This is a genomic window from Mucilaginibacter endophyticus (assembly GCF_003351025.1).
Classification (GTDB): Bacteria; Bacteroidota; Bacteroidia; order Sphingobacteriales; family Sphingobacteriaceae; genus Mucilaginibacter; species Mucilaginibacter endophyticus.
In genome coordinates, this window is record NZ_QPCG01000001.1 from 391982 (window position 1) to 413196 (window position 21215).

16 protein-coding genes are annotated in these 21215 nt (G+C 42.2%); 10 read left to right on the plus strand and 6 right to left on the minus strand.

The window, feature by feature from the left end; translation table 11 throughout:
* Positions 1 to 54: 54 nt before the first annotated feature.
* The gene (locus DUL71_RS01670; RefSeq protein ID WP_114936453.1) at positions 55 to 945 is read left to right on the plus strand and encodes a 1-aminocyclopropane-1-carboxylate deaminase/D-cysteine desulfhydrase; all 891 of its coding nucleotides are present in this window, start codon (positions 55 to 57) and stop codon (positions 943 to 945) included.
* Between the two features lie 3 nt (positions 946 to 948).
* Here the strand turns inward: DUL71_RS01670 and DUL71_RS01675 are convergent, their stop codons facing one another.
* On the minus strand, positions 949 to 2961 hold the full coding sequence (locus tag DUL71_RS01675) for a sensor histidine kinase (RefSeq protein WP_114936454.1): 2013 nt from the start codon (positions 2959 to 2961) through the stop codon (positions 949 to 951).
* Between the two features lie 350 nt (positions 2962 to 3311).
* Between DUL71_RS01675 and lat the strand changes: the two genes are divergently transcribed.
* Positions 3312 to 4643, plus strand: a complete 1332-nt coding sequence (gene lat, locus DUL71_RS01680) for an L-lysine 6-transaminase (RefSeq protein WP_114936455.1) — start codon at positions 3312 to 3314, stop codon at positions 4641 to 4643.
* A 223-nt stretch (positions 4644 to 4866) separates the two neighbouring features.
* A complete protein-coding gene (locus tag DUL71_RS01685) occupies positions 4867 to 5304 on the plus strand; it encodes a hypothetical protein (RefSeq protein ID WP_112567219.1) in 438 nt (145 codons plus the stop codon).
* Between the two features lie 100 nt (positions 5305 to 5404).
* On the opposite strand, the gene bshB1 is transcribed toward DUL71_RS01685, so the two are convergent.
* The 3 genes from bshB1 to DUL71_RS01700 are packed head-to-tail and all read right to left on the minus strand — an operon-like array spanning position 5405 to position 7269.
* A complete protein-coding gene (bshB1, locus tag DUL71_RS01690; protein ID WP_114936456.1) occupies positions 5405 to 6130 on the minus strand; it encodes a bacillithiol biosynthesis deacetylase BshB1 in 726 nt (241 codons plus the stop codon).
* Between the two features lie 13 nt (positions 6131 to 6143).
* Entirely contained in the window at positions 6144 to 6650 is a 507-nt protein-coding gene (locus DUL71_RS01695; RefSeq protein ID WP_114936457.1) for a glutathione peroxidase, read from the minus strand.
* A 4-nt stretch (positions 6651 to 6654) separates the two neighbouring features.
* Complete coding sequence (locus tag DUL71_RS01700; RefSeq protein ID WP_112567228.1) at positions 6655 to 7269, minus strand: DUF4294 domain-containing protein; 615 nt, start codon at positions 7267 to 7269, stop codon at positions 6655 to 6657.
* Between the two features lie 109 nt (positions 7270 to 7378).
* Here DUL71_RS01700 and DUL71_RS01705 point away from each other — a divergent pair, with 109 nt between their 5' ends.
* The 7 genes from DUL71_RS01705 (at position 7379) to DUL71_RS01735 (ending at position 16034) form a co-directional block, all read left to right on the plus strand.
* On the plus strand, positions 7379 to 9601 hold the full coding sequence (locus DUL71_RS01705) for a RelA/SpoT family protein (RefSeq protein ID WP_112567231.1): 2223 nt from the start codon (positions 7379 to 7381) through the stop codon (positions 9599 to 9601).
* Between the two features lie 170 nt (positions 9602 to 9771).
* Positions 9772 to 10239: a Fur family transcriptional regulator gene (locus tag DUL71_RS01710; protein WP_091222155.1), complete on the plus strand. Its 468-nt coding sequence runs from the start codon at positions 9772 to 9774 to the stop codon at positions 10237 to 10239.
* A gap of 6 nt (positions 10240 to 10245) precedes the next feature.
* Entirely contained in the window at positions 10246 to 10539 is a 294-nt protein-coding gene (locus DUL71_RS01715) for a DUF6922 domain-containing protein (RefSeq protein WP_114936458.1), read from the plus strand.
* Complete coding sequence (locus tag DUL71_RS01720) at positions 10494 to 11126, plus strand: nucleotidyl transferase AbiEii/AbiGii toxin family protein (protein ID WP_114936459.1); 633 nt, start codon at positions 10494 to 10496, stop codon at positions 11124 to 11126. The genes DUL71_RS01715 and DUL71_RS01720 overlap by 46 nt, the downstream gene beginning before the upstream one ends.
* The gene (locus tag DUL71_RS01725; protein ID WP_114936460.1) at positions 11126 to 12403 is read left to right on the plus strand and encodes an adenylosuccinate synthase; all 1278 of its coding nucleotides are present in this window, start codon (positions 11126 to 11128) and stop codon (positions 12401 to 12403) included. Before DUL71_RS01720 ends, DUL71_RS01725 begins: the two co-directional genes overlap by 1 nt.
* Positions 12404 to 12632: 229 nt before the next feature.
* The gene (locus tag DUL71_RS01730; protein ID WP_244228678.1) at positions 12633 to 13877 is read left to right on the plus strand and encodes an anthranilate synthase component I family protein; all 1245 of its coding nucleotides are present in this window, start codon (positions 12633 to 12635) and stop codon (positions 13875 to 13877) included.
* A gap of 198 nt (positions 13878 to 14075) precedes the next feature.
* Positions 14076 to 16034, plus strand: coding sequence for a M1 family metallopeptidase (locus tag DUL71_RS01735; protein WP_114936461.1), 1959 nt, complete (start codon positions 14076 to 14078; stop codon positions 16032 to 16034).
* A 152-nt stretch (positions 16035 to 16186) separates the two neighbouring features.
* Here the strand turns inward: DUL71_RS01735 and DUL71_RS01740 are convergent, their stop codons facing one another.
* Both DUL71_RS01740 and DUL71_RS01745 read right to left on the minus strand, forming a co-directional pair.
* On the minus strand, positions 16187 to 17998 hold the full coding sequence (locus DUL71_RS01740) for an ATP-binding protein (protein WP_114936462.1): 1812 nt from the start codon (positions 17996 to 17998) through the stop codon (positions 16187 to 16189).
* Between the two features lie 90 nt (positions 17999 to 18088).
* On the minus strand, positions 18089 to 20737 hold the full coding sequence (locus tag DUL71_RS01745; protein ID WP_114936463.1) for a valine--tRNA ligase: 2649 nt from the start codon (positions 20735 to 20737) through the stop codon (positions 18089 to 18091).
* Positions 20738 to 21215 lie beyond the last annotated feature (478 nt).

Here is a 21215-nt window from a genome sequence, read left to right on the forward strand (position 1 = left end):
TTTTTGTGGTAGGTTAAACGTAATATTGCAATAGCATTAACGCCGTATTATTTTATGAACATTGATCTTGAAATTTTTAGCCCGGTACAGCAAATCAACAACCCTTTTTTTGATGAGTACGGCTTAAAAGTTTTTATCAAGCGCGATGACCTGATCCACCCCATGATATCGGGAAATAAATGGCGTAAGCTTAAATACTTGCTTAAACAGGCGCAGGCTGAAGGAAAAACACTTCTTGTAACCTTTGGCGGTGCATATTCAAACCACCTGATGGCTACAGCTGCCGCTGCCGCGAAGTTTGGTTTTAAATCAACGGGTATTGTAAGGGGAGAGGAAGTTGATAATGATACCTTGTTTTTATGCCGTCTGCATGGTATGGAACTACTGTTTACCGATCGGGATAGCTACCGTGATAAACCTGCCCTGTTCAATCAATATTTTGGCCACGATGAGCAAGCTTTTTTTATTGATGAGGGTGGCGCATCTGCCGAGGGAGCTAAAGGTTGCAGCGAACTGGTTGACGAGCTGCCGGAAAGTTATGATCATATTTTTTGCGCTTGCGGTACAGGAACCACCGCGGCGGGCATCCTTAACGGATTAAACCGGCATCAGCTTAAAACAAAATTTAACGCGGTACCTGTGTTTAAGAACGGTGGCTTTATAAAAGATGAGATCGATCGCTTTTTAACTCAACAAACGGATTACGATCTCCATGTAGATTATCATTTCGGAGGCTATGGTAAAGCGAATAATGAACTCATTAGCTTCATTAAACAATTTGTAGCCGCGACAGGCATATTAATTGAGCCGGTATACACAGGCAAAATGATGTATGCATTATATGATCTGATTGCTAAAGGACATTTCAAATCCGGCAGCCGAATCCTGGCTATTCATAGTGGTGGCATTTGGGGATTACTGGGGATGAAGGAAAAGTTTAAATAAACCCTAATTAGTTGGTGTATTTAACGGTAGCTCGAAATAGAAGGTAGAGCCTTCGCCGTAGGTACTTTCAACCCAAAGCCTGCCCTGATGCCGGTTAACAATTTCCTGGCAAATGTATAAGCCTATTCCTAATCCCGACATGTGGGACGCAAGGTTTTCGACCCGGTAAAAGCGCGAGAACACGCGTTCCAGCTGATCTGGCTGAATACCAATGCCAAAATCCTGCACCGAGATCCTTAATTTATTATTGATAACAGCACCAGTAATGATCACTCTATCACCCTTGGGCGAATACTTAACCGCATTGGTTACCAGATTGATGATCACTTGTTCGATACGCTGACTGTCAGCATGGATAATTAACCGTTCAAGGGGATAGTTTAAAATGATCTGGTGCGATGATTCGGTTTGTTGCAGGATCTCGCGCAAATCGGTAATTGATTTTATGATATCATAATCGGCATAGGTAAAAGGTAGTTTACCGGTTTGGATTTTGGTAACATCCAACAGATCTGATATCAGGGTGGTTAATTTACTTACCTGTTCAAGCGCGCGGTTTGCCAGTAGCTTGTTTCTATCCTCAGCAGGTAAATTTCGGGCGATGATTTGCAGGTACCCTTTCAGGCTGGTAACCGGTGTTTTTAATTCATGGCTCGCCAAACCTATAAACTCATCCTTTTTTTCATTGAGTTGTTTGATATCCTCGTATAGTTTGGCATTATCCAGCGCCACGGAAGCCTGTGCGGCTACGGCCAAAACAAGCTGTTCATGCTCTTTGGTAAACCTGGCCGGTTGCTCATGGCCAAAAAACAGTCCGCCAATAACCTCGCCCGATTTACCCCTTACCGGCACAGCAAGGTAACTTACTACCGGCAAATGCCCTGCCGGCTTGCCGAAATGAGGTGCATTTTTTCCGTAGCGGGGATCTTTGGTAATGTCATCCACCCTTACTGTTCCCTCTCCGCTAAAGGTGGGATGAAACACTGCCGTATTGCGGGGCATTCCAAATTTTTCAAATGCCTCACGTGGTGCGCCCGAAAGCGTAAATAACATGTATGACTCGCCCTGCTCATTAACCAGGTTGTGAAAAAAAGCACCAAACTGCGCTCCGCACAACTGGGTAGTAGAATCGGTAACTTTTTGCAAAATGCTTTGAATATCCAGCTCTGCCGAGATAACCTGTCCTATCGAATTTAATATCTCCAGGCGTTCGGCGTACTGCTGCAGCCTGTCTTCAGCTTTTTTTTGTTTGCCTATATCACGTATTATTTTTGAAGCCCCTATTACCTTATTGGCCTTGTTCATTATAGGAGATATGGTAAGCGAAATTTGAATTTCTTCGCCGCTTTTTGTTTTGCGAATGGTTTCAAAATGTTCTATCCGCTCGTTGGCCCGTATTTTACTGATGATCAGTTCTTCCTCATCATAACGGTCTTCCGGAATCAGCGTTGTGATGTGCTTGCCAATGATTTCCTCATCAGTATAGCCAAATAAGCGTTGCGCGGCATTGTTCCAGCTGGTAATTATGCCATCGAGGTTTTTGCTTACAATGGCATCTTCGGATGATTCAATGATGGAAGCCAGCATGCCTTGTTTAGCCTCGGCATTTTTTTGTTCAGTAATATCTATTAACGTATTGACCACGCCTGTAAGCTGGCCGCTTTCATCAAAAAGGGGTTTAGGATTTGATAATATATAACTAATACTACCGTTGGGGCGTTTGATAAGTATTTCCTGCTGCTTTACGGCTTTGCCGTATTTTAACACTCTGGCTGTAGGAGTTTCTTCAAGATTCAGCGGTGTGCCATCAATATTAAATATCTGCCAGTTTATATACCATTTGTCTTTATTAGCCTCCAGCGTTTTACCCCAAAGCTTTACAGCAGCTTTATTAAACGAGGTTACATAGCCATGCTTATCGCAGGTATAAACGGCTACGGGCAGGTCTTCAAGCAAATCCCAGGTAGCAATATTATTAAATGCTGCTTTTGGAGCAGGTAATGGTTCTTCTCCCATGTTATTATATAATACCTCCCTTTGGTTGTATGTTGTACGAATTTAATATTTAAATAGCCAACCTCAGGGCTTTAATCAAAAAGAAATATTTGTTATGAAAATGCGGCGAATTTTTAATTATCGCGTTACTGCGGCAATGGGCGGTTTTTGATCATAATTGCGCGGTAAAGGTGATTTTGGCTCATCGTTTTTTCTACGTTTTAGAATCAGGAACAAGTGTACCGGATTTAAGTTTGGTACAAAAAGTAACTTTAAACAATTTAAAGTTACTTTTTGGTCAATCGGTTCAAAAACCGCTTAAATTTTGATTTTAGGCGGTTTTTGCTAAATTTGTAATAAACCAAATTGATATGTACAACCTACTTGTTTCTCCGCAGAATGTCCAGGCTTCGCTTCAGAAGCATGTTTTGGCCGATGGCTTCGACCTCACTTTTGATATGGAAAAAAGTAAGGGTGTTTATATTTATGACGCAAAATATAACCGTACACTGCTTGACTTTTTTACCTGTTTCGCTTCGGTGCCTTTGGGCTATAATCATCCCAAAATGCTGAATGACGAAGAGTTTAAGAAAAACCTGATGCTTGCCGCTTTAACCAATCCGTCAAACTCAGATATATACACAATCCAATACGCCCAGTTTGTTGAAACTTTTGACAGGATTGGTATTCCCGAATATTTGCCACATGCTTTTTTTATAGCAGGCGGCTCATTGGCTATCGAAAACGCGCTGAAGGTGGCTATGGACTGGAAAGTGCAGAAGAATTTTGCCCGGGGATACACTAAAGAAAAAGGGTTTAAAGTATTGCATTTTGAACATGCTTTTCATGGTCGGTCGGGCTACACGTTAAGCCTCACCAATACAGTTCCCAATAAAACCAAATGGTTTGCCAAGTTTGACTGGCCGCGCGTATCTGTACCTTATATCAATTTCCCCTACAGCGATGCCAATCACGAAGATCTGTTAAGGCGCGAGCAATTATCAGTAGCGCAGATCAGGCAGGCATTTGAGGATAATAAGGATGATATATGTGCTATAATAATAGAGCCCGTACAATCAGAAGGGGGAGATAACCACGTACGTAAAGAGTTTTTAGAAAAGCTGCGCGAACTTGCCGATGAATATGAGGCGTTACTGGTATATGATGAGGTGCAAACAGGTGTGGGGCTAACTGGCAAATTTTGGTGCCATGAACACTTTGGTGAAAAAGCACGCCCCGATATTATTGCTTTTGGCAAAAAGATGCAGGTTTGCGGTATATTGGCCAGCCGGCGTATTGATGAGGTTGAGGATAACGTATTTAAGGTATCGTCACGCATAAACTCAACCTGGGGAGGTAGTTTGGTTGATATGGTACGCTCATCAAAAATAATGGAAATTATTGAGGAAGATAACCTTTGTGATAACGCTGCGGTGATGGGCGAATATCTGCAAAACGGCTTAAGTGAAATTGCCGGGAGACACCCTGTTGTAAGTAATGTGCGTGGAAAGGGACTGCTTACAGCCTTTGATTTTCCGGATAAAACCATAAGAGATAATTTTATTAAAAGAGGTTTTGAGAATAATATTATGTACCTTGGCTGTGGCGAAAGGAGCGTACGTTTCCGTCCTGCGCTAATCATTGAAAAAAGCCATATTGATACCGGTCTTGAAATGCTTGAACAGCTTTCGGCCACTTTTTAACAAATAGGTAAAGAAGATCAATACCGGCTACAGCTAAATCCTGCTCATGAAACGTGTGGAATTAACTAATATTTAATAAGGTAAAAACAACATCTATTATTTGTAAAAGGAAAAACATATTAATATACGCTACTTTTTTTCCAAAATAGGCCATATTTTTTGTTATTATTCCAATTAGATTTGTTGCAACCCTATTAAAGTAACTCAGTTCTATTCAATCACCATGAGCAAACACATAGAGAAATTAAAGAAGCAACTGGTTGAAGTAGCCGAGGTTGTAAATTCATTCAAATCTGAAGCTGTACAGGTTCGAATAATTGACCGTTTACTGGAAGTAATGATCGAGTCGGAGAAGGTAGATGCCGAAGGTGTTGAAATGTTTGGTAAAAAAGCAAGGAAATTACGTATTGAGGATGAAGGTGGTGCTATAGCGGGACGTAAGAAACCGGGTGCTACCAAAATACTTAATCAATTATTAAATACCGATTTCTTTGATAGTCAGCGTTCTATATCATCTATTGCCAATTACTGTAAGGATCAGTATGACTCTGATTTTAAAACATCTGAACTTTCAGGTATCCTTTTAAAATTAGCTAACGAAAACAAGCTGAGAAGAGAGCGAAGCAATGAGAATAACCGCTTTGAATACATCAGGGCTTAAGTATTGCTCATATTAAAGTTAATAAAAAAGGAGTCTGAAAAATCAGGCTCCTTTTTTATTGGAATAGATTAATTATATATAATCTATAGTTAATATAGTATTATTTTAGGTTAAATAAATTATCCACCCCTAAAATTTTTCTACTGGTGAAGCCTTCGGCGTATTTTGCCCCAATGCTTTTGCCAAACTCACGTGCCCTGCCTGTAACTATTTCAATAAAATCGGGTGTTGAAATATAGGTTTGTGGTTCACCTTCCCAGCTTGGGTTATGAAACTGCGATCCGTAAGCATAAATGCTCTCTATTTTTTTATCCCAATATCCGGTTACGTCAATTAATATATCAGGAGTTATATAATTGTCCTGTATAAAATGAAGTACCATATCTGGTCGCCATGCTTCTTGTGCTACACCTTCGGCATCAAATGTTTCTATTTTACGGAGGCCTGCTAAAAATGCCGAAGTTTCAACAAGCTCATTGGCACGGCCGTGGTCAGGATGACGGTCATGGTACGCATTTGTGATTACTATTGAAGGGCGAAATTTGCGGATAGCTTCAATAACCTTTACCTGGTGCTCGCGTGTGTTTTCAAAAAAAGCATCGGGTAAACCCAGGTTTTCGCGTACGGCTAAACCCAATATTTCGGCAGCGGCGGCAGCTTCCTGTTTGCGGATCTCGGCCGAACCACGGGTGCCCAGTTCGCCGCGGGTAAGGTCGACAATACCAACTTTATAACCAAGGGCAATATGTTTTGCAATTGTACCTGAACATCCTAATTCAGCATCATCGGGGTGTACAGATAAAACTAATATATCTAATTTTAGCATGCGCAAAAATAATCTATTGGTTATACGCTGTTGTCAACAGGCGGTCAATCTTTCGCCTCACCTTTGATGAGTTTGGTTTGGTGAAAGGGTAGTAGAAATCAACTACATGGCCGTTCCTGTCAATTAAATATTTGTGAAAATTCCAGCGCGGGGCCGAGCCTACATTTCCATTTTCTTTTTTATCTGCCAGGAATTTATACAGGGGATCTGCATAAGAGCCACGCACCCTTATTTTTTGAAATATGGGATAATTTGCTCCAAAGTTTTCGCAGAAAACCGCGATAGCTTCGCCATCTAAAGGCTCCTGGCCGCCAAAATCATTTGAGGGAAATGCAAGAATTTCAAAATCCTTACCGGCAAGATCGGCTTTTAAAGCGGCAAGTTCTTTTAACTGCGGGGTGAAGCCGCATTGCGATGCCGTGTTTACAATTAAAAGGACTTTGTTTTTATATTCGGAAAGACTGATCTCTTCACCGTTTAACTTATGAATGTTAAACTGGTAAATACTTTTATTATCCATTAAACTAATTGCTGTATGAATTATATCCGGCCTGGTTTAATATGGCCTCGATATCCTTCTGTTCTTCAGGGTCGTAAGTTTCTTTAAGATTATGGCCAAATATGCTGGCGACCGACTGGAACATAAAAGCCTTAAAGCCGCCCTTTAATTCCTTAACCATGGCAAAGCTGGTTTGCCCGGTTTCGCGGTCAATAAGTTTAATTAAAACCTCTCCCTGACTAATTGTCAGGTTTTTTATTTCCTTGTTAAAAAGGTTTTTGATTTCACCCTCGCAGGTGCTCACCAATTCTTTTTGTTTTTTCCTGTCGGCGGTAACAGCCAGATCGCGTTGTAACTGACGGTACCTTTGCCCTGCAAAACGTGCATAAGGCAACACTTTCATTACGTTATAGCGCAAACGGCGATAGTTTTGCCTGTCGGCCTCGCTCGCAAAAATACGGGTATCAACTATCTTAACTTCGGGTTCAACTATCCAGGGTACAAGTTCACCGTCAAGGTTGGTCATGGCTGTTCTGATGGTATCATTTTTGCCAAGCTGTACTGGAGCAGGAGTAACTGTTTGGGCCTTTGCAGCACCCATCAAGCAACATAACAGTAACAGAGAACCAATAAATTTCATATTTTTACTTAATACAAAAATAATGTAATTTTTTTTGGTATTTTACTAATACCTGCAATAATATTTATTTGCTGCATGTTTATGATTAGATACCGCTAATACCCCGTACATGAAAGACTTAGTGATTGACCTGGAAGCCGAGAAGAACGAGATACTAAAAAGATACCGTGCCCTGCTGCGTGCCTGTAAATCAACCCTGCAAAAGGGCGATAAACGCATGATACGCAAGGCATTTGATATGGCTCTTGAAAGCCACAAGGATATGCGCCGTAAAAGCGGCGAGCCTTACATATATCACCCTATTGCGGTTGCCCAGATAGCCGCCGAAGAAATTGGCCTGGGTACTACATCAATAGTGTGCGCCCTGCTGCATGATGTGGTTGAGGATACCAACATGACGCTTGATGAAATTGAGATGGAATTTGGTAAAAAGGTTGCCAAAATTATTGACGGCCTTACCAAAATATCAGGCGTATTTGATACCAACAGCTCATTACAGGCCGAAAACTTCCGTAAAATGCTGCTTACCCTTGCCGATGACGTAAGGGTGATACTGATCAAACTTGCTGACAGGCTGCATAACATGCGTACCATGGAGTTTATGCCGAGGGACAAGCAGCTTAAATTATCGTCAGAAACAGTATATCTGTACGCCCCGCTTGCACATCGCTTGGGCTTATACGCCATAAAATCTGAACTGGAAGACCTCTCCATGAAATACATGGAGCGTGAAACCTATCAGTTCATCAAAAATAAGCTGAACGAGAAAAAGGCCGAACGTGAACGTTTTATCCGCGATTTTATCGAGCCTATCAATAAATCATTACAAAGCCAGGGACTTGAGGCCGATGTGTTTGGCAGGCCGAAATCTATCCATTCTATCTGGAATAAAATGAAGAAGAAATCGATACCTTTTGAAGAGGTATATGATCTTTTCGCCATCCGTATCATCTTGGATAGCGCCCCTGAACATGAAAAGGCTGATTGCTGGAAAGCTTACTCTATAGTAACTGATCAGTACCGCCCAAATCCCGACAGGCTGCGCGACTGGATCTCATCGCCTAAGGCTAACGGTTATGAATCGTTACATACTACAGTAATGGGGCCGAGAGGGCAGTGGGTTGAAGTACAGATCCGTACCAAACGCATGAATGAGATTGCTGAAAAGGGTTTTGCTGCGCACTGGAAATATAAGGAAGCAAGTACCGACAGCGGGCTTGATCAATGGGTAACTAAGGTTCGCGAAATGCTTAAAAACCCGGATACCAACGCGCTCGACTTTATCGACGACTTTAAGATGAACCTCTTCAGCGATGAGATCTTCATTTTTACACCCAAAGGTGCGTTGATCCAGTTACCTTTAAATGCTACAGCGCTTGACTTCGCTTTCGAGATCCATACCGATGTAGGCGCAAGCTGTATTGGTGCCAAAGTAAACCATAAACTGGTGCCGCTAAGTTATAAGCTGCAAAACGGTGACCAGGTGGAGATCATCACATCAAGCAAGCAGACTCCTAAAGAAGACTGGCTTAATTTTGTGGTTACTGCAAAGGCTAAAGCCAAGATCAAATCGGCGTTAAAAGAGGAAAAACGTAAAATCGCGGAGGATGGTAAAGAGATCCTGGAGCGTAAAATGAAATCGCTCAAGATCACTTATAACTCTGAAAACCTGCAAAAGATAGCTTACTTTTTTAAGCTGCAGGCCACTCAGGACCTTTTTTACAATGTTGCCAAGGGTATTCTTGATATGAAGGATCTGAAAGAATACCAGGCCTCAGAAAAAATAATTGAAAGCAAACCGCAGGATAAAATAGACCAGGAACAGGTTCAAAACCTCATCAAAAATATCAAAGCCAAAGACAGCGACATATTGCTTATTGGCGAAGATATGCAAAAGATAGACTATAAACTGGCCAACTGTTGTAACCCTATCCCCGGCGATGATGTTTTTGGTTTTGTTACCGTGAGCGACGGCATCAAGATCCATCGTACCAATTGCCCTAATGCTGCCAAACTAATGGCAAATTATGGCTACAGGATAGTAAAAGCCCGCTGGACAAACCAACAGGAACTTGCTTTCCTTACCGGTTTACGCATCACGGGTATTGATGAGGTGGGGTTGATTAACAAGCTTACCACGGTAATATCAAACGATTTTAAAATAAATATCAGGTCTATTACAGTTGACAGTGATAATGGTATATTTGAAGGGTCGCTGATGTTATATGTTAATGACACCAGCCACCTTGACACCCTGATTAAAAACCTAAAACAAGTGAAAGGCGTAACCGCGGTTAACCGTTTTGATTCGGCAATCGAGAAAGCGTCGTGAGGAAAGAATCAAGAATTCAAGATTCAAGAGGCAAGAAATGAGTTTAAGGAATAATAAACATGACAGATCAATTTTTCTCGTCTTGATTCCTGACTCCTTGACTCTTGGTTCTTGATCTCCTGACTCTTTTCCACAAATTATTAATAACTTTGCCCCGTTAATACATCATTATGTCACAGCAGGATACCATACCAATGGTTAAGAAAATTTTTGAGGCTTACCTCGAAAATAAAAACCTCAGGAAAACCCCTGAACGTTTCGCTATACTCGAAGAGATATATTCCCGTACAGATCACTTTGATGTGGAGTCGTTGTATATCCACATGAAAAATAAAAAATACCGCGTAAGCCGCGCTACGGTTTACAACACACTTGAGCTATTGGTTTCATGCGATCTGGTTACCAAACACCAGTTTGGCAAAAACATGGCCCAGTTCGAAAAATCATACGGCTATAAACAGCATGACCACATCATTTGCATCGACTGCGGAAAGGTGGTTGAATTTTGCGATCCGCGTATCCAGCAGATCCAGAGTATGATGGGCGATATCTTAAAATTTGACATCAAACACCACTCTTTAAATCTTTATGGTAATTGTACCAAATTAAGAGACGGTTTTTGTGACAGAAAAATTTAACTGTTAATGAACAAACCTATTTTAAGCAAACAGGCATTTTGGGATGTAGATATGGATAGTATCGATTATCAGAAAAATGCTGTGCATGTTGTTGAAAAGGTTATTGAACGGGGAAAAGCTGAAGATTTTAATAATCTGTTAAAATTTTATGGTTTTAACAAGGTAAAAGAATTGGCGTTACAAGCACTATGGCTTTCAGATATTAGCATCAATTTTTGCTGCATGCTGTTTAAGGTTAAACCTACCGATTTTAAATGCTACGAAAAGAAACAGTTGAACCTGCAACACTGGAACTTTTAAAAAAGATAGTTTCGTTTCCTGGATTTGAACAATTCAGGCTGGTTGGGGGTACAGCACTTTCACTTCTTTATGGGCACAGATTGTCAATCGATCTTGATTTCTTTACAGACCAGCCGCTTGATAAAGAGTTTATAAAAGAAACGCTTAATGATAACTTTGATCAGGTTACAAGCGAAAACGACAGGTTTAAATCAATCTATCAATGCCTCATTGAAAATATAAAAGTTGACTTTGTTTCTGTCAAAGATCCATTTACTTATTCGGCACAAATAATAGAAGGAATCCCTATTGCAGATATTCGCGATTTAGCGGCATTAAAGCTTAATGCTGTGAAAGGCAGAGGGGTAAAAAAAGATTTTTGGGATATAGCGAAACTCTTAGAGTTTTATTCATTTGAAAAACTTTTTCAATTTTATCATGATAGATATACTTATGATGATACCTTTGCGGTCATAAGATCAGTAGTTTATTTTGCTGACGCTGAAAATACTATAGCTCCCGAGTCATTAGATGGAATGACATGGGACAAAGTGAAACAAACCATCACAAACGCATTTGACGATTATTATAGAAATATTAGAAATTAATGGCTGTTGACGTATTATTAGGCCTCCAGTGGGGCGATGAAGGAAAAGGAAAAATTGTTGATGTGCTTAGCGCAGGTTATGACCTGATTGCACGTTTCCAGGGCGGGCCAAATGCCGGTCACACGTTGGAGTTTGACGGTAAAAAGTTTGTTTTAAACACCATTCCTTCAGGTATATTTTTTGAAAACACCATCAACCTTATCGGTAACGGTGTGGTGATTGATCCTATCACCCTGAAAAAAGAACTGGATAAATTAAAAGATGCCGGACATGACCTGTTGGCTAAAAAGAATCTTTTAATTGCTAAAAAAGCGCACCTGATATTACCAACTCACCAGTTGCTTGACGCTGCTAATGAAAAAAAGATGGGCGAAGGCAAAATTGGTTCAACCTTAAAAGGTATTGGCCCAACTTATATGGATAAAACTGGTCGTAACGGTTTACGTATTGGCGATATCACCCTGCCCGATTTTAAAGAACGTTACCAGAAACTGGTTGATAAGCACGTATCCATGCTGCAACAGCTTTATGGCGAAGTGGCAGATTTTTCGGAGCGCGAAACTTTATTTTTTGAAGCGCTTGATGTTTTACGTCAATTCCCGCTTGTTGACTCTGAACATTTGGTTAACAGCTATATCAAAGACGGCAAAAAAGTTTTGGCCGAAGGTGCTCAGGGCGCTATGCTTGATATCGACTTTGGTTCATATCCGTTTGTTACTTCATCAAATACTACCGCTGCCGGTGCTTGCACTGGTTTAGGTATTGCTCCGCAACAAATTGGCGATGTAATAGGTATTTTTAAAGCTTACTGTACCCGTGTAGGTGGCGGCCCGTTCCCAACTGAACTGGAAAACGAAACCGGCGAAGAGCTGCGTAAAGTAGGTCATGAATTTGGCGCAACTACAGGCAGGCCACGCCGCACCGGCTGGATTGATCTTCCTGCTTTAAAATACGCTATTATGCTTAATGGTGTTACCCAACTGGTAATGACCAAAGCCGACGTATTGAGCGGTTTTGACAAGATCTATGCCTGCACCCACTATAACTATTTAGGTGAACAGATTGATTATATGCCTTACGATATCTGCTCGGTAAAACCGGAGCCGGTATACAAGGAAATTGATGGCTGGAACGAAGACCTGACCGGTATCACCGAACTTTCTGAGATCCCGGCTAAACTACAATCATATATTGATTACCTTGAGGCCGAACTTGGCGTACCGGTAAAATATTTATCTGTAGGTCCGGACAGGAAACAGACTTTAACGTTACATTAATAATATATACGTTGCCCGCGCCTTCACGGCGTAACTATTTATTGCCCGTGGGGACACGGGAAATAGGATAAGAAAATGCATAAGGCCGGCTATACCGGCCTTATGCATTTAGCTCCCTCGCGGTTCGTGTCCTCACGAACCGCATTTGATGATGCAAATTGAAAAACATTAAACCACCTTATTTCATTTACTTGGTTATTTTTGCAGGGTGATTGTACAGGTAAATAACTTGCCGGAGTTTAGGAAAAAGGCGTTGCAATGGGCTGCAAGTTTTGATACGCTGTGCTACCTTGATTCAAACGGATTTAATGATCCCTATTCCAAATTTGATACACTGATAGCGGCCGGTTCCCGTGCCGAACTTACCGCAAATGCAGGCGACGCTTTTGATCGGCTTGATGAGTTTAGGAAAAATAACCCCGGTTGGATGACCGGCTTCCTGGGTTATGATCTTAAAAACGAAATCGAAGCCCTCACTTCTGCCAATCCAGATGGTTTAAAATTTCCGGATTTGTATTTCTTTGTTCCCGAACATCTTATTTTAATAAAAGGCGATGAGGCGGAGATCATTTCAGATCATCCCGATCTGGTTTTAAAAGCAATAAATGAGCAAGCTTTAGTCCGGTCTGCCCAACAATCTGTTATCAACCTAAAACCTCGCTTTAGCAGGCAGGAATACATTGATACTGTAAATAGGATAAAAGAACACATCACCCGCGGTGATATCTACGTCACTAATTTTTGCCAGGAGTTTTTTGCCGAGGATGTAGCCCTTGAGCCACTGGAGATCTTCACAAAGTTGAATGAAGTTTCACCTAATCCGTTTTCTACCTTTTTCAAATGGAATGGGAATTATATCCTTGGTGCCTCGCCCGAACGCTTTTTGGCTAAAAGAGGAAGCAAGTTGATATCGCAACCTATAAAAGGTACTGCCAAAAGACTTGATGACACTAAGGCCGATGAGCAGGCTAAACAAGTCCTGCGTAATCACCCTAAAGAACTACAGGAAAATGTAATGGTTGTTGACCTGGTGCGTAATGATCTTACGCGTTCTGCCAAGCCCGGCACCGTTAAAACCGAAGAGCTTTTTGGCATTTATAGCTTTAAGCAGGTACACCAAATGATCTCAACTGTGGTTTGCGAAATAGAAGATAATCTTCCAAATGTACAGACCATCAAAAATACCTTTCCTATGGGCAGCATGACAGGGGCTCCAAAAGTGAGCTGTATGCAATTGATGGAGCAATACGAGCGTAGTAAGCGCGGCGTGTATTCCGGCGCTATAGGGTATTTTAGTCCGGATGATGATTTTGATTTTAATGTGGTAATTCGTTCGTTGCTTTATAATTCCTCCAACAAATACCTTTCGTTTCATGCCGGAGGAGCCATTACTTACCATGCCATTGCCGAAAATGAATATGAAGAATGTTTGTTGAAAGCCACCGCGGTGATGGAGGTTTTGGGCGGGAATTGATTATTTTGAAAGCTAAAAAATAATCCGTCATTGCGGGGAGCGAAGCAATCCGCAACTTTACAGGGCGGATTTGCATAGCTACTCTGCTGATTGGGGATTGCTTCGTTCCTCGCAATGACGCGCGTACTGTAGCAAATCATCAATTTTTTACTATATTGGCTGTAAAAGTACCATCACTATTCGCTTTTAATTGTCAATATGTTAAGACCCCTACAAAACATAAAGCTAATTATCGTTTCCCTGTGTTTATTAACAACCGATGTTGCCTCAGCCCAAACAAAGTATCATCCTTCAGATTTATTCCCGGCACAACCATTGTTACCAGCAGGCAATTCCTATCGTACCGCAACCGGCGAACCAGGACCCGCTTATTGGCAAAACCGGGCCGACTATGTGATTGATGTGGCACTCGATGATAAAACCAATATCATAACCGGTACGGCTACCATCACCTATACCAATAACAGTCCCAAACTGCTTTCGTTATTATGGTTGCAATTGGAGCAAAATGTATTTAAAAAAGATTCGCGTGGGATTCAATCTAAATTGTTCCTTTACCAGGATCCTGAAAAAACTACTCCTGATGGCGGCTACCAGATAGAAGGAGTGCAGCTTGCAGATGGCAAAGGCGGAAATATTAAATACCATATTTACGATACCCGCATGCAGGTGGAACTGGCGCAACCGCTGCTAAGCGGTCAGTCTATAAGCTTCAGCATCCGTTATAAGTATAACTTCCCGGTAAATTATAAAAATGCCGACTTCCTGGTTAACCGTACCGATATCCTCCCAACAAAAAATGGGAACATCTATGCCGTAGCGCAATGGTATCCCAGGATGTGCGTGTTAGATGATGTTGAAGGCTGGAACACGCTTCCATATTTAGGTAATGGCGAGTTTTACCTGGAGTATGGTAATTTCAAGGTTAATATTACGGTGCCATCGGGCCTTATTGTTGAAAGCTCCGGCGACCTGCTAAATCCTGAGGAAGTGCTAACCCCAACAGCCCTTAAGCGCTGGCAGGCTGCTAAGCAAGGTGATACGCCAGTGCAGATCAGAACGGCGAAAGACGTAACTGATCCCTCATCAAGGCCTGCAAAAGCTACCTGTACCTGGAAGTTTAAATTAGATAATGCAAGGGATTTCGCCTGGACAGCTTCCCGTTCCTTTGTTTGGGAAATGGAAAGCTTTAAACTTTTTGATGGTAAAAGAGTAATGGGCAGTTCGTTGTATCCGGTAGGGTCGGAGAAGCAGGGCAGTTGGAAGCGCTCATCAGAGTACATCAAATTTACTTTGCAGCATTTTTCAGAAAAATGGTTTCCATATCCTTATAACAAAGCGGTTAACGTAGCTTCAAATCTTGATGGCATGGAGTATCCCGGTATGGTATTTTGCTCGGCTAAAGATACCGGCAATATGTATTTTGCTGTGGTAAACCACGAGTTGGGGCATACTTGGTTTCCGATGGTGGTGGGCAGTAACGAGCGTAAATATGCCTGGATGGACGAAGGGTTCAATATGTTTATTGATAAAATTGCTACCAAAGCTTTTAACAAAGGCGAGTTTATAGGCTACGTTGAGATCGATAGTCCGCTCGATTCATTGTTTGCTGAAAAATTGTTGCCTATTGTTACCCGTCCCGATGCCTTGCCAGGCAACCAGGTTTATCCGTTGCAATATCAAAAGGTGGCCTATTCATTGGCTCTTTTGCGTAATCAGATATTGGGCCCCGAACGTTTTGATCGTGCTTTCAGAAAATACATCCGCGACTGGGCCTATAAACACCCAACACCATGGGACTTTTTCAGGAGCATAGATAGTTCGGCAGGGGAGGACTTGAGCTGGTTCTGGAAATCCATGTTTCTCGAAAACTATCGCCTCGATCAAAAGATAACTAAAGTAGACAGTCCGGCAGATGGTCAACCAGTTATTACAATCGAAAACATGGACAAGGCTGCAATGCCATTAGTGGTTGAGATAACTTACGCCGATGGCTCGAAGGAGCATCGTGAGTTTCCTGTTGAGATTTGGGAATATAGTAGTGTTTACACTTTTACCGGCGATAAAAAAGCAGCTGTCGCCAAAGTTATTATTGACCCGGATAAGATCTACCCGGATGCGGATAGGAGCAATAATAGTTATGAAGTGAAGAAATAACTTATTTAGTCGCCACAAACTGTCATACGACAGAGCAAGCGAGGAAATATGAGTTTGGGCGAGTGAGAAATTGTAGACGTCCTGTTCAACATCGGTACAAGGTGTGTAAGGTTTCTCTTAGTTCCTCGTCGTATGTTAATTGAATATTTTAATTACCCCACCCTTTTCCTCACAGCGTAATTATTAAGCTTTTCCAGCAGGTCGTCCGGTTTAAATGGTTTCGCTACGTAGTCGTTCATGCCTGCCTCGTACACTTGTTCTTTGATATCAAAAAGCGCCGAAGCAGTAAGCGCGATGATAGGCACACCTGACTTTTTTGGATCGGCCATTTTACGGATCTCTTTTGATGCATCAAAACCGTTCATCACCGGCATCTGCAGATCCATTAATACGATATCAAAGTTTCCGTACTGCATAAACTCAACCGCGCGTTCACCGTTTTCGGCAATGGTTGGGTTAATGCTCCATTTACTCAGCAATTTTTTCATCAGCATTACATTCACCATGTTATCTTCGGCAATAAGCACACGCAGGGAGGCCAGGGTATCTTCTGCCGATTGCTTTGCCTGCGGCGCGGCAACTGCTTCAGCCACTACTTCTGTTGATACCGGGAACTCCATATTAAATGAAAACTCAGATCCGTGCCCCGTTATGCTGTTAACCGTCATTTGCAGGCCTTGCAGCTCAAGCAATCGTTTAACAATAGCCAGCCCTAAACCGGTACCACCATATTCACGTGTAGTAGCTAACGATTCCTGCGTAAAGGGTTCAAATATATTTTCGAGGTTTTCCTTTTTAATACCAATACCCGTATCCCTTATCGAAAAATTAACGGTAACCATGTTGTGCCTATCTTCCACGCAGGTAACCCTTACCCATATGTTTCCCTGCGCCGTAAATTTTATAGCGTTACTCACCAGGTTAAAAATGATTTGGGTAATGCGGGTAGGATCGCCAAAAAGCACTTTATTTTTCAGCGAGCTATCAACATCAAGCTTAAACAGCAGTCCTTTTTCTTCGGCTTTTAATATTTGACCGCCGCAAATACTGTTCATCAGCTCAATAAGGTTAAAACGGATGTTTTCAAACACCACTTTACCTGATTCAATTTTGCTGAAATCGAGCACATCATTAACAATAGCCAATAGGTTATTGGCCGAAAACTTAAGTACTTCAAGGTTCTCGCGCTGATCGGGGCGTGGGCCGCTCATCATGAGCAGGTTGCTCATCCCTATAACAGCATTTAAAGGCGTACGTATTTCATGCGACATGGTTGACAGGAACTCGGATTTTGCCTGAGCCGATTTTTCTGCCTTCTCAATAGCAGTTTCCATTTTATTGTAAAGCCGGGCTTGCTCCGAGCTGCTATCTTTAAGATGCTTGATGTTTTTTAAGAAAGCCGTATAAAAATGACTGTGGATAAATATGAGCAGTATAAAATTGGCAAACAGGCTAATGATAATGGTCGACTGATCAATTTTATTAGGCTTAATACCGATAACGTACCCGCTGTTATATTCAATGATCATAAATACCAGCACCGGTACCGTGTTGAGCAACGAATAAATAAGCCCCCATTGCTGCCCGAGCATGTAATAGCTAAATACGATAACAATGATAATTACCTGTACTGTAATGATATTTACAGTTTGTATAGAAACATAAACCAAACTGGCATTAACAAGAGTACCTACCACAAGTAGGGCATGTGCCGCGCCACGCCAGTCGGGCCGCCAGGTTAAATATTTAAATAGTAATACTACCGATCCCATTAAAACCAGGGCAGTTTGGGCAAGCATCCGTTGGCCCTGGAAATAAACGTTGAGGTATAGCGCCCCAAGGGCTACAAAAATAAGGAAGAACCCATAATACAATAAACGGATACGGGCCTGGTCAAGGAACGGCTGCTCCTTCGACAAGATTTTATAAATTGATAAGTTGAAGAAACTTACTTTTTTACTCATATTCAGAACTTAACATTGGCCATGTAATTTGAACAAGTTAGCATACGTATTGTACGCTAACTTGTTATACAAAGCCGGTAAGTTCTGCAATTAGCAAGCCAAAGCTGCCAGGTTTTCTTCAATGATGGTTAATTTGGCTTCGGCATCTGCCTTTTTCTTTTGCTCAACCTCAACCACTTCGGGTTTGGCGTTGGCCATAAACCGTTCATTGCCCAGTTTCGCGTTAACAGATTTCAGAAAACCCAGCAGATATTCCTGCTCTTTTTTCAGCCTAGCGCACTCAGCAACCGGATCAATTTCTTCGCTGAACGGAACATAAAATTCATCGGTTGAAGCTAAGAAATTTATAGCCCCGTCAACTTTATCGGTAACGGTTTCAAACTTGCTGATATTGCCAAGCCTGGTAATGATGGCCTGATATTGGCTATATCCGATACCGGAATTTGATTTAACAAATAATTCAAGCGGTTCCTTATCCGATATTTGTTTTGTTTTACGAGTATTCCTGATAGAAGTAACGATATCTTTTACTATCTCAACCTCAGCTAATAAGCGTGAATTTATTTCCCCAATAGCGGGCAATTGCGCTACAATACAGCAGTCTTTTTCAGCACGTTCGCCAAATAGTTCATCATGCCATAACTCTTCGGTAAGGAAAGGCATGAAGGGATGTAACACTTTTAATATATTTTCAAAAAATTGGATAGTAGCCGTATAAGTCGCTTTATCAATTGGATGCTGATAAGCAGGCTTGATCATCTCCAGGTACCATGCGCAAAAATCGTCCCATACCAGTTTATAGGTATCCATGAGGGCCTCCGATAAACGGTATTGAGCAAAGTTAGCTTCAATTTCGGTAAGCGCCTGGTTAAACCTGTTACCAAACCACTCAATGGCTACAGCATTGGGGTTAGCAAGGCTTTCATCAACTTCCCAGCCTTTTACCAGTTTAAAGGCATTCCATACTTTGTTGGCAAAGCCCGAACCTTGCTTGCAATAGCTTTCGTCAAACATTAGGTCGTTACCGGCAGGAGAGCATAACAGCATACCTACACGTACACCATCGGCACCATAGCTCTCAATTAAATCGAGCGGGTCTGGTGAGTTACCTAACGACTTCGACATTTTACGACCGAGCTTATCCCTTACAATACCGGTAAGGTACACGTTCCTGAACGGCACTTCGCCCCTGAACTCATGACCGGCCATGATCATCCTCGCTACCCAGAAAAACAGGATTTCGGGTGCGGTAACCAGGTCATTGGTTGGGTAATAATAGTTGATATCGGCGTTATCAGGATCTTTAAAACCGTCAAATACCGAAATTGGCCACAACCATGATGAAAACCAGGTATCAACCACGTCTTCATCCTGCCTCAAGTCGGCAGCGGTAAGTTCCGGATTTTTAGCCTGTGCTTCCGTCAACGCCTCATCAGCGTTTTTCGCAATCACAAATTCGCCGTTAGGCAGGTACCAGGCCGGGATCTGTTGCCCCCACCATAGCTGGCGACTGATATTCCAGTCCCTTACATTCTCCATCCAGTGGCGGTAGGTATTTACAAATTTTTCGGGAATCAGTTTAATCTCGCCGTTCAATACATAATCTAAAGCTGGTTTAGCCATCTCGCCCATCTTGCAAAACCATTGCATTGATAGCTTAGGCTCAATAACCGCGTTGGTACGTTCCGAAAAACCAACCTGCGATTTATACTCTTCAACCTTTTCCAGTACGCCGGCTTCCTCTAACAAAACAGCTATCTTTTTACGGGCGGCAAAACGGTCTTCACCAACTAGTATCTGCGCCTTTTCATTCAGCGTACCGTCGTCATTTAAAATATCAATAACTGGCAGGTTATGACGCTGGCCCAGTTCATAGTCATTTAAATCATGAGCAGGGGTAACCTTCAAACAGCCGGTACCAAAATCCATAGTTACGTAATTATCCAGTATCACCGGTATCTCGCGGTTGATAAGCGGGATGTATACCCTTTTACCATGCAGGTGCAGGTAACGCTCATCATTAGGGTTGATACAGATAGCCGCATCAGCCATAATGGTTTCTGGGCGGGTGGTAGCGATGGTCAGGTAGTCTGAAGCCTGAAGTTCTGAGTCCGAAGTTTGACTTACAACTTTATACTTAATATAATAAAGCTTCTGATTTACCTCTTTACGATTAACTTCCTCATCACTTACCGCGGTTTTACCCTGTGGATCCCAGTTGATCATACGGATACCGCGATAGATCAATCCTTTTTTATACAGGTGAATGAAAGTATCAATAACCGCTTCCGAAAGGCTCTCGTCCATAGTAAACCTGGTACGGTCCCAATCACATGAAGCGCCTAATTTTTTAAGCTGCTCCAGGATAATGCCGCCGTATTTTTCCTTCCACTCCCAGGCGTAAGTTAAAAACTCTTCGCGGGTAAGGTCTTTTTTGCTGATGCCGCGCTCTTTAAGCATGGCCACAACCTTGGCTTCGGTGGCAATACTGGCGTGATCTGTACCTGGAACCCAGCAGGCATTTTTGCCTTTCATACGGGCGCGGCGAACCAGTACATCCTGTATCGTATTGTTAAGCATGTGCCCCATGTGCAAAACCCCGGTAACGTTTGGCGGCGGAATGACTATTGTATAAGGCTCGCGCTCATCAGGCACCGACTTAAAAAAGCCGTGCTGCAACCAGTAACTGTACCATTTTTCTTCGGTTTCTTTCGGGATATATGTTTTAGCAATACTCATAACGCGCAAAAATACGATAGTTAGCGGTTCATAGCCAAAGGTTAGGGGATTTTTTTATGGGTTCATTGTTGATGGTTCATGGTAGAAGGTAGTTCATGGTTGATAGATCATGGTTGATGGAAGAAGATAGGCTTGATCTGATTGTTTATAGAGGGATAAGAGCGGAGGCTGCGTTAGGGATGGTAGTGGAAAGCCCACAGCGTGCGGAGGAAACGTGCGGGGCAAGGCGAGGACTTGCAACGTACAGCCCGGCCCGTCAGCTGACGGGAACGCCCGTATAAAGAAATAAGTGGTGATGTTTTAAGGTTAGCGGGTTTGTCTGAACCCGAATTTTTTGAATTAAAGAATTAACAGAATGCCAGGTAAATTCAGTAAATTCTCAAAATTCGTTTAATTCGATCAGGCAATGGGCGTTGCCTCCGGCCCGGGCTGTACGCTCATACGCCTGCAGGCCTTACGCTCATGGCTGGTATCCGCT

What these genes read in the sequence shown, in the direction of transcription:
- DUL71_RS01710 (WP_091222155.1), top strand. Translation starts at nt 9,772, where the DNA reads ATGTCACAGCAGGATACCATACCAATGGTTAAGAAAATTTTTGAGGCT.
- DUL71_RS01725 (WP_114936460.1), top strand. Translation starts at nt 11,126, where the DNA reads ATGGCTGTTGACGTATTATTAGGCCTCCAGTGGGGCGATGAAGGAAAA.
- DUL71_RS01715 (WP_114936458.1), top strand. Translation starts at nt 10,246, where the DNA reads ATGAACAAACCTATTTTAAGCAAACAGGCATTTTGGGATGTAGATATG.
- DUL71_RS01675 (WP_114936454.1), bottom strand. Translation starts at nt 2,961, where the DNA reads ATGGGAGAAGAACCATTACCTGCTCCAAAAGCAGCATTTAATAATATT.
- DUL71_RS01700 (WP_112567228.1), bottom strand. Translation starts at nt 7,269, where the DNA reads ATGAAATTTATTGGTTCTCTGTTACTGTTATGTTGCTTGATGGGTGCT.
- DUL71_RS01670 (WP_114936453.1), top strand. Translation starts at nt 55, where the DNA reads ATGAACATTGATCTTGAAATTTTTAGCCCGGTACAGCAAATCAACAAC.
- DUL71_RS01745 (WP_114936463.1), bottom strand. Translation starts at nt 20,737, where the DNA reads ATGAGTATTGCTAAAACATATATCCCGAAAGAAACCGAAGAAAAATGG.
- DUL71_RS01695 (WP_114936457.1), bottom strand. Translation starts at nt 6,650, where the DNA reads ATGGATAATAAAAGTATTTACCAGTTTAACATTCATAAGTTAAACGGT.
- bshB1 (WP_114936456.1), bottom strand. Translation starts at nt 6,130, where the DNA reads ATGCTAAAATTAGATATATTAGTTTTATCTGTACACCCCGATGATGCT.
- DUL71_RS01735 (WP_114936461.1), top strand. Translation starts at nt 14,076, where the DNA reads ATGTTAAGACCCCTACAAAACATAAAGCTAATTATCGTTTCCCTGTGT.
- DUL71_RS01720 (WP_114936459.1), top strand. Translation starts at nt 10,494, where the DNA reads ATGCTACGAAAAGAAACAGTTGAACCTGCAACACTGGAACTTTTAAAA.
- DUL71_RS01705 (WP_112567231.1), top strand. Translation starts at nt 7,379, where the DNA reads ATGAAAGACTTAGTGATTGACCTGGAAGCCGAGAAGAACGAGATACTA.
- DUL71_RS01740 (WP_114936462.1), bottom strand. Translation starts at nt 17,998, where the DNA reads ATGAGTAAAAAAGTAAGTTTCTTCAACTTATCAATTTATAAAATCTTG.
- DUL71_RS01685 (WP_112567219.1), top strand. Translation starts at nt 4,867, where the DNA reads ATGAGCAAACACATAGAGAAATTAAAGAAGCAACTGGTTGAAGTAGCC.
- lat (WP_114936455.1), top strand. Translation starts at nt 3,312, where the DNA reads ATGTACAACCTACTTGTTTCTCCGCAGAATGTCCAGGCTTCGCTTCAG.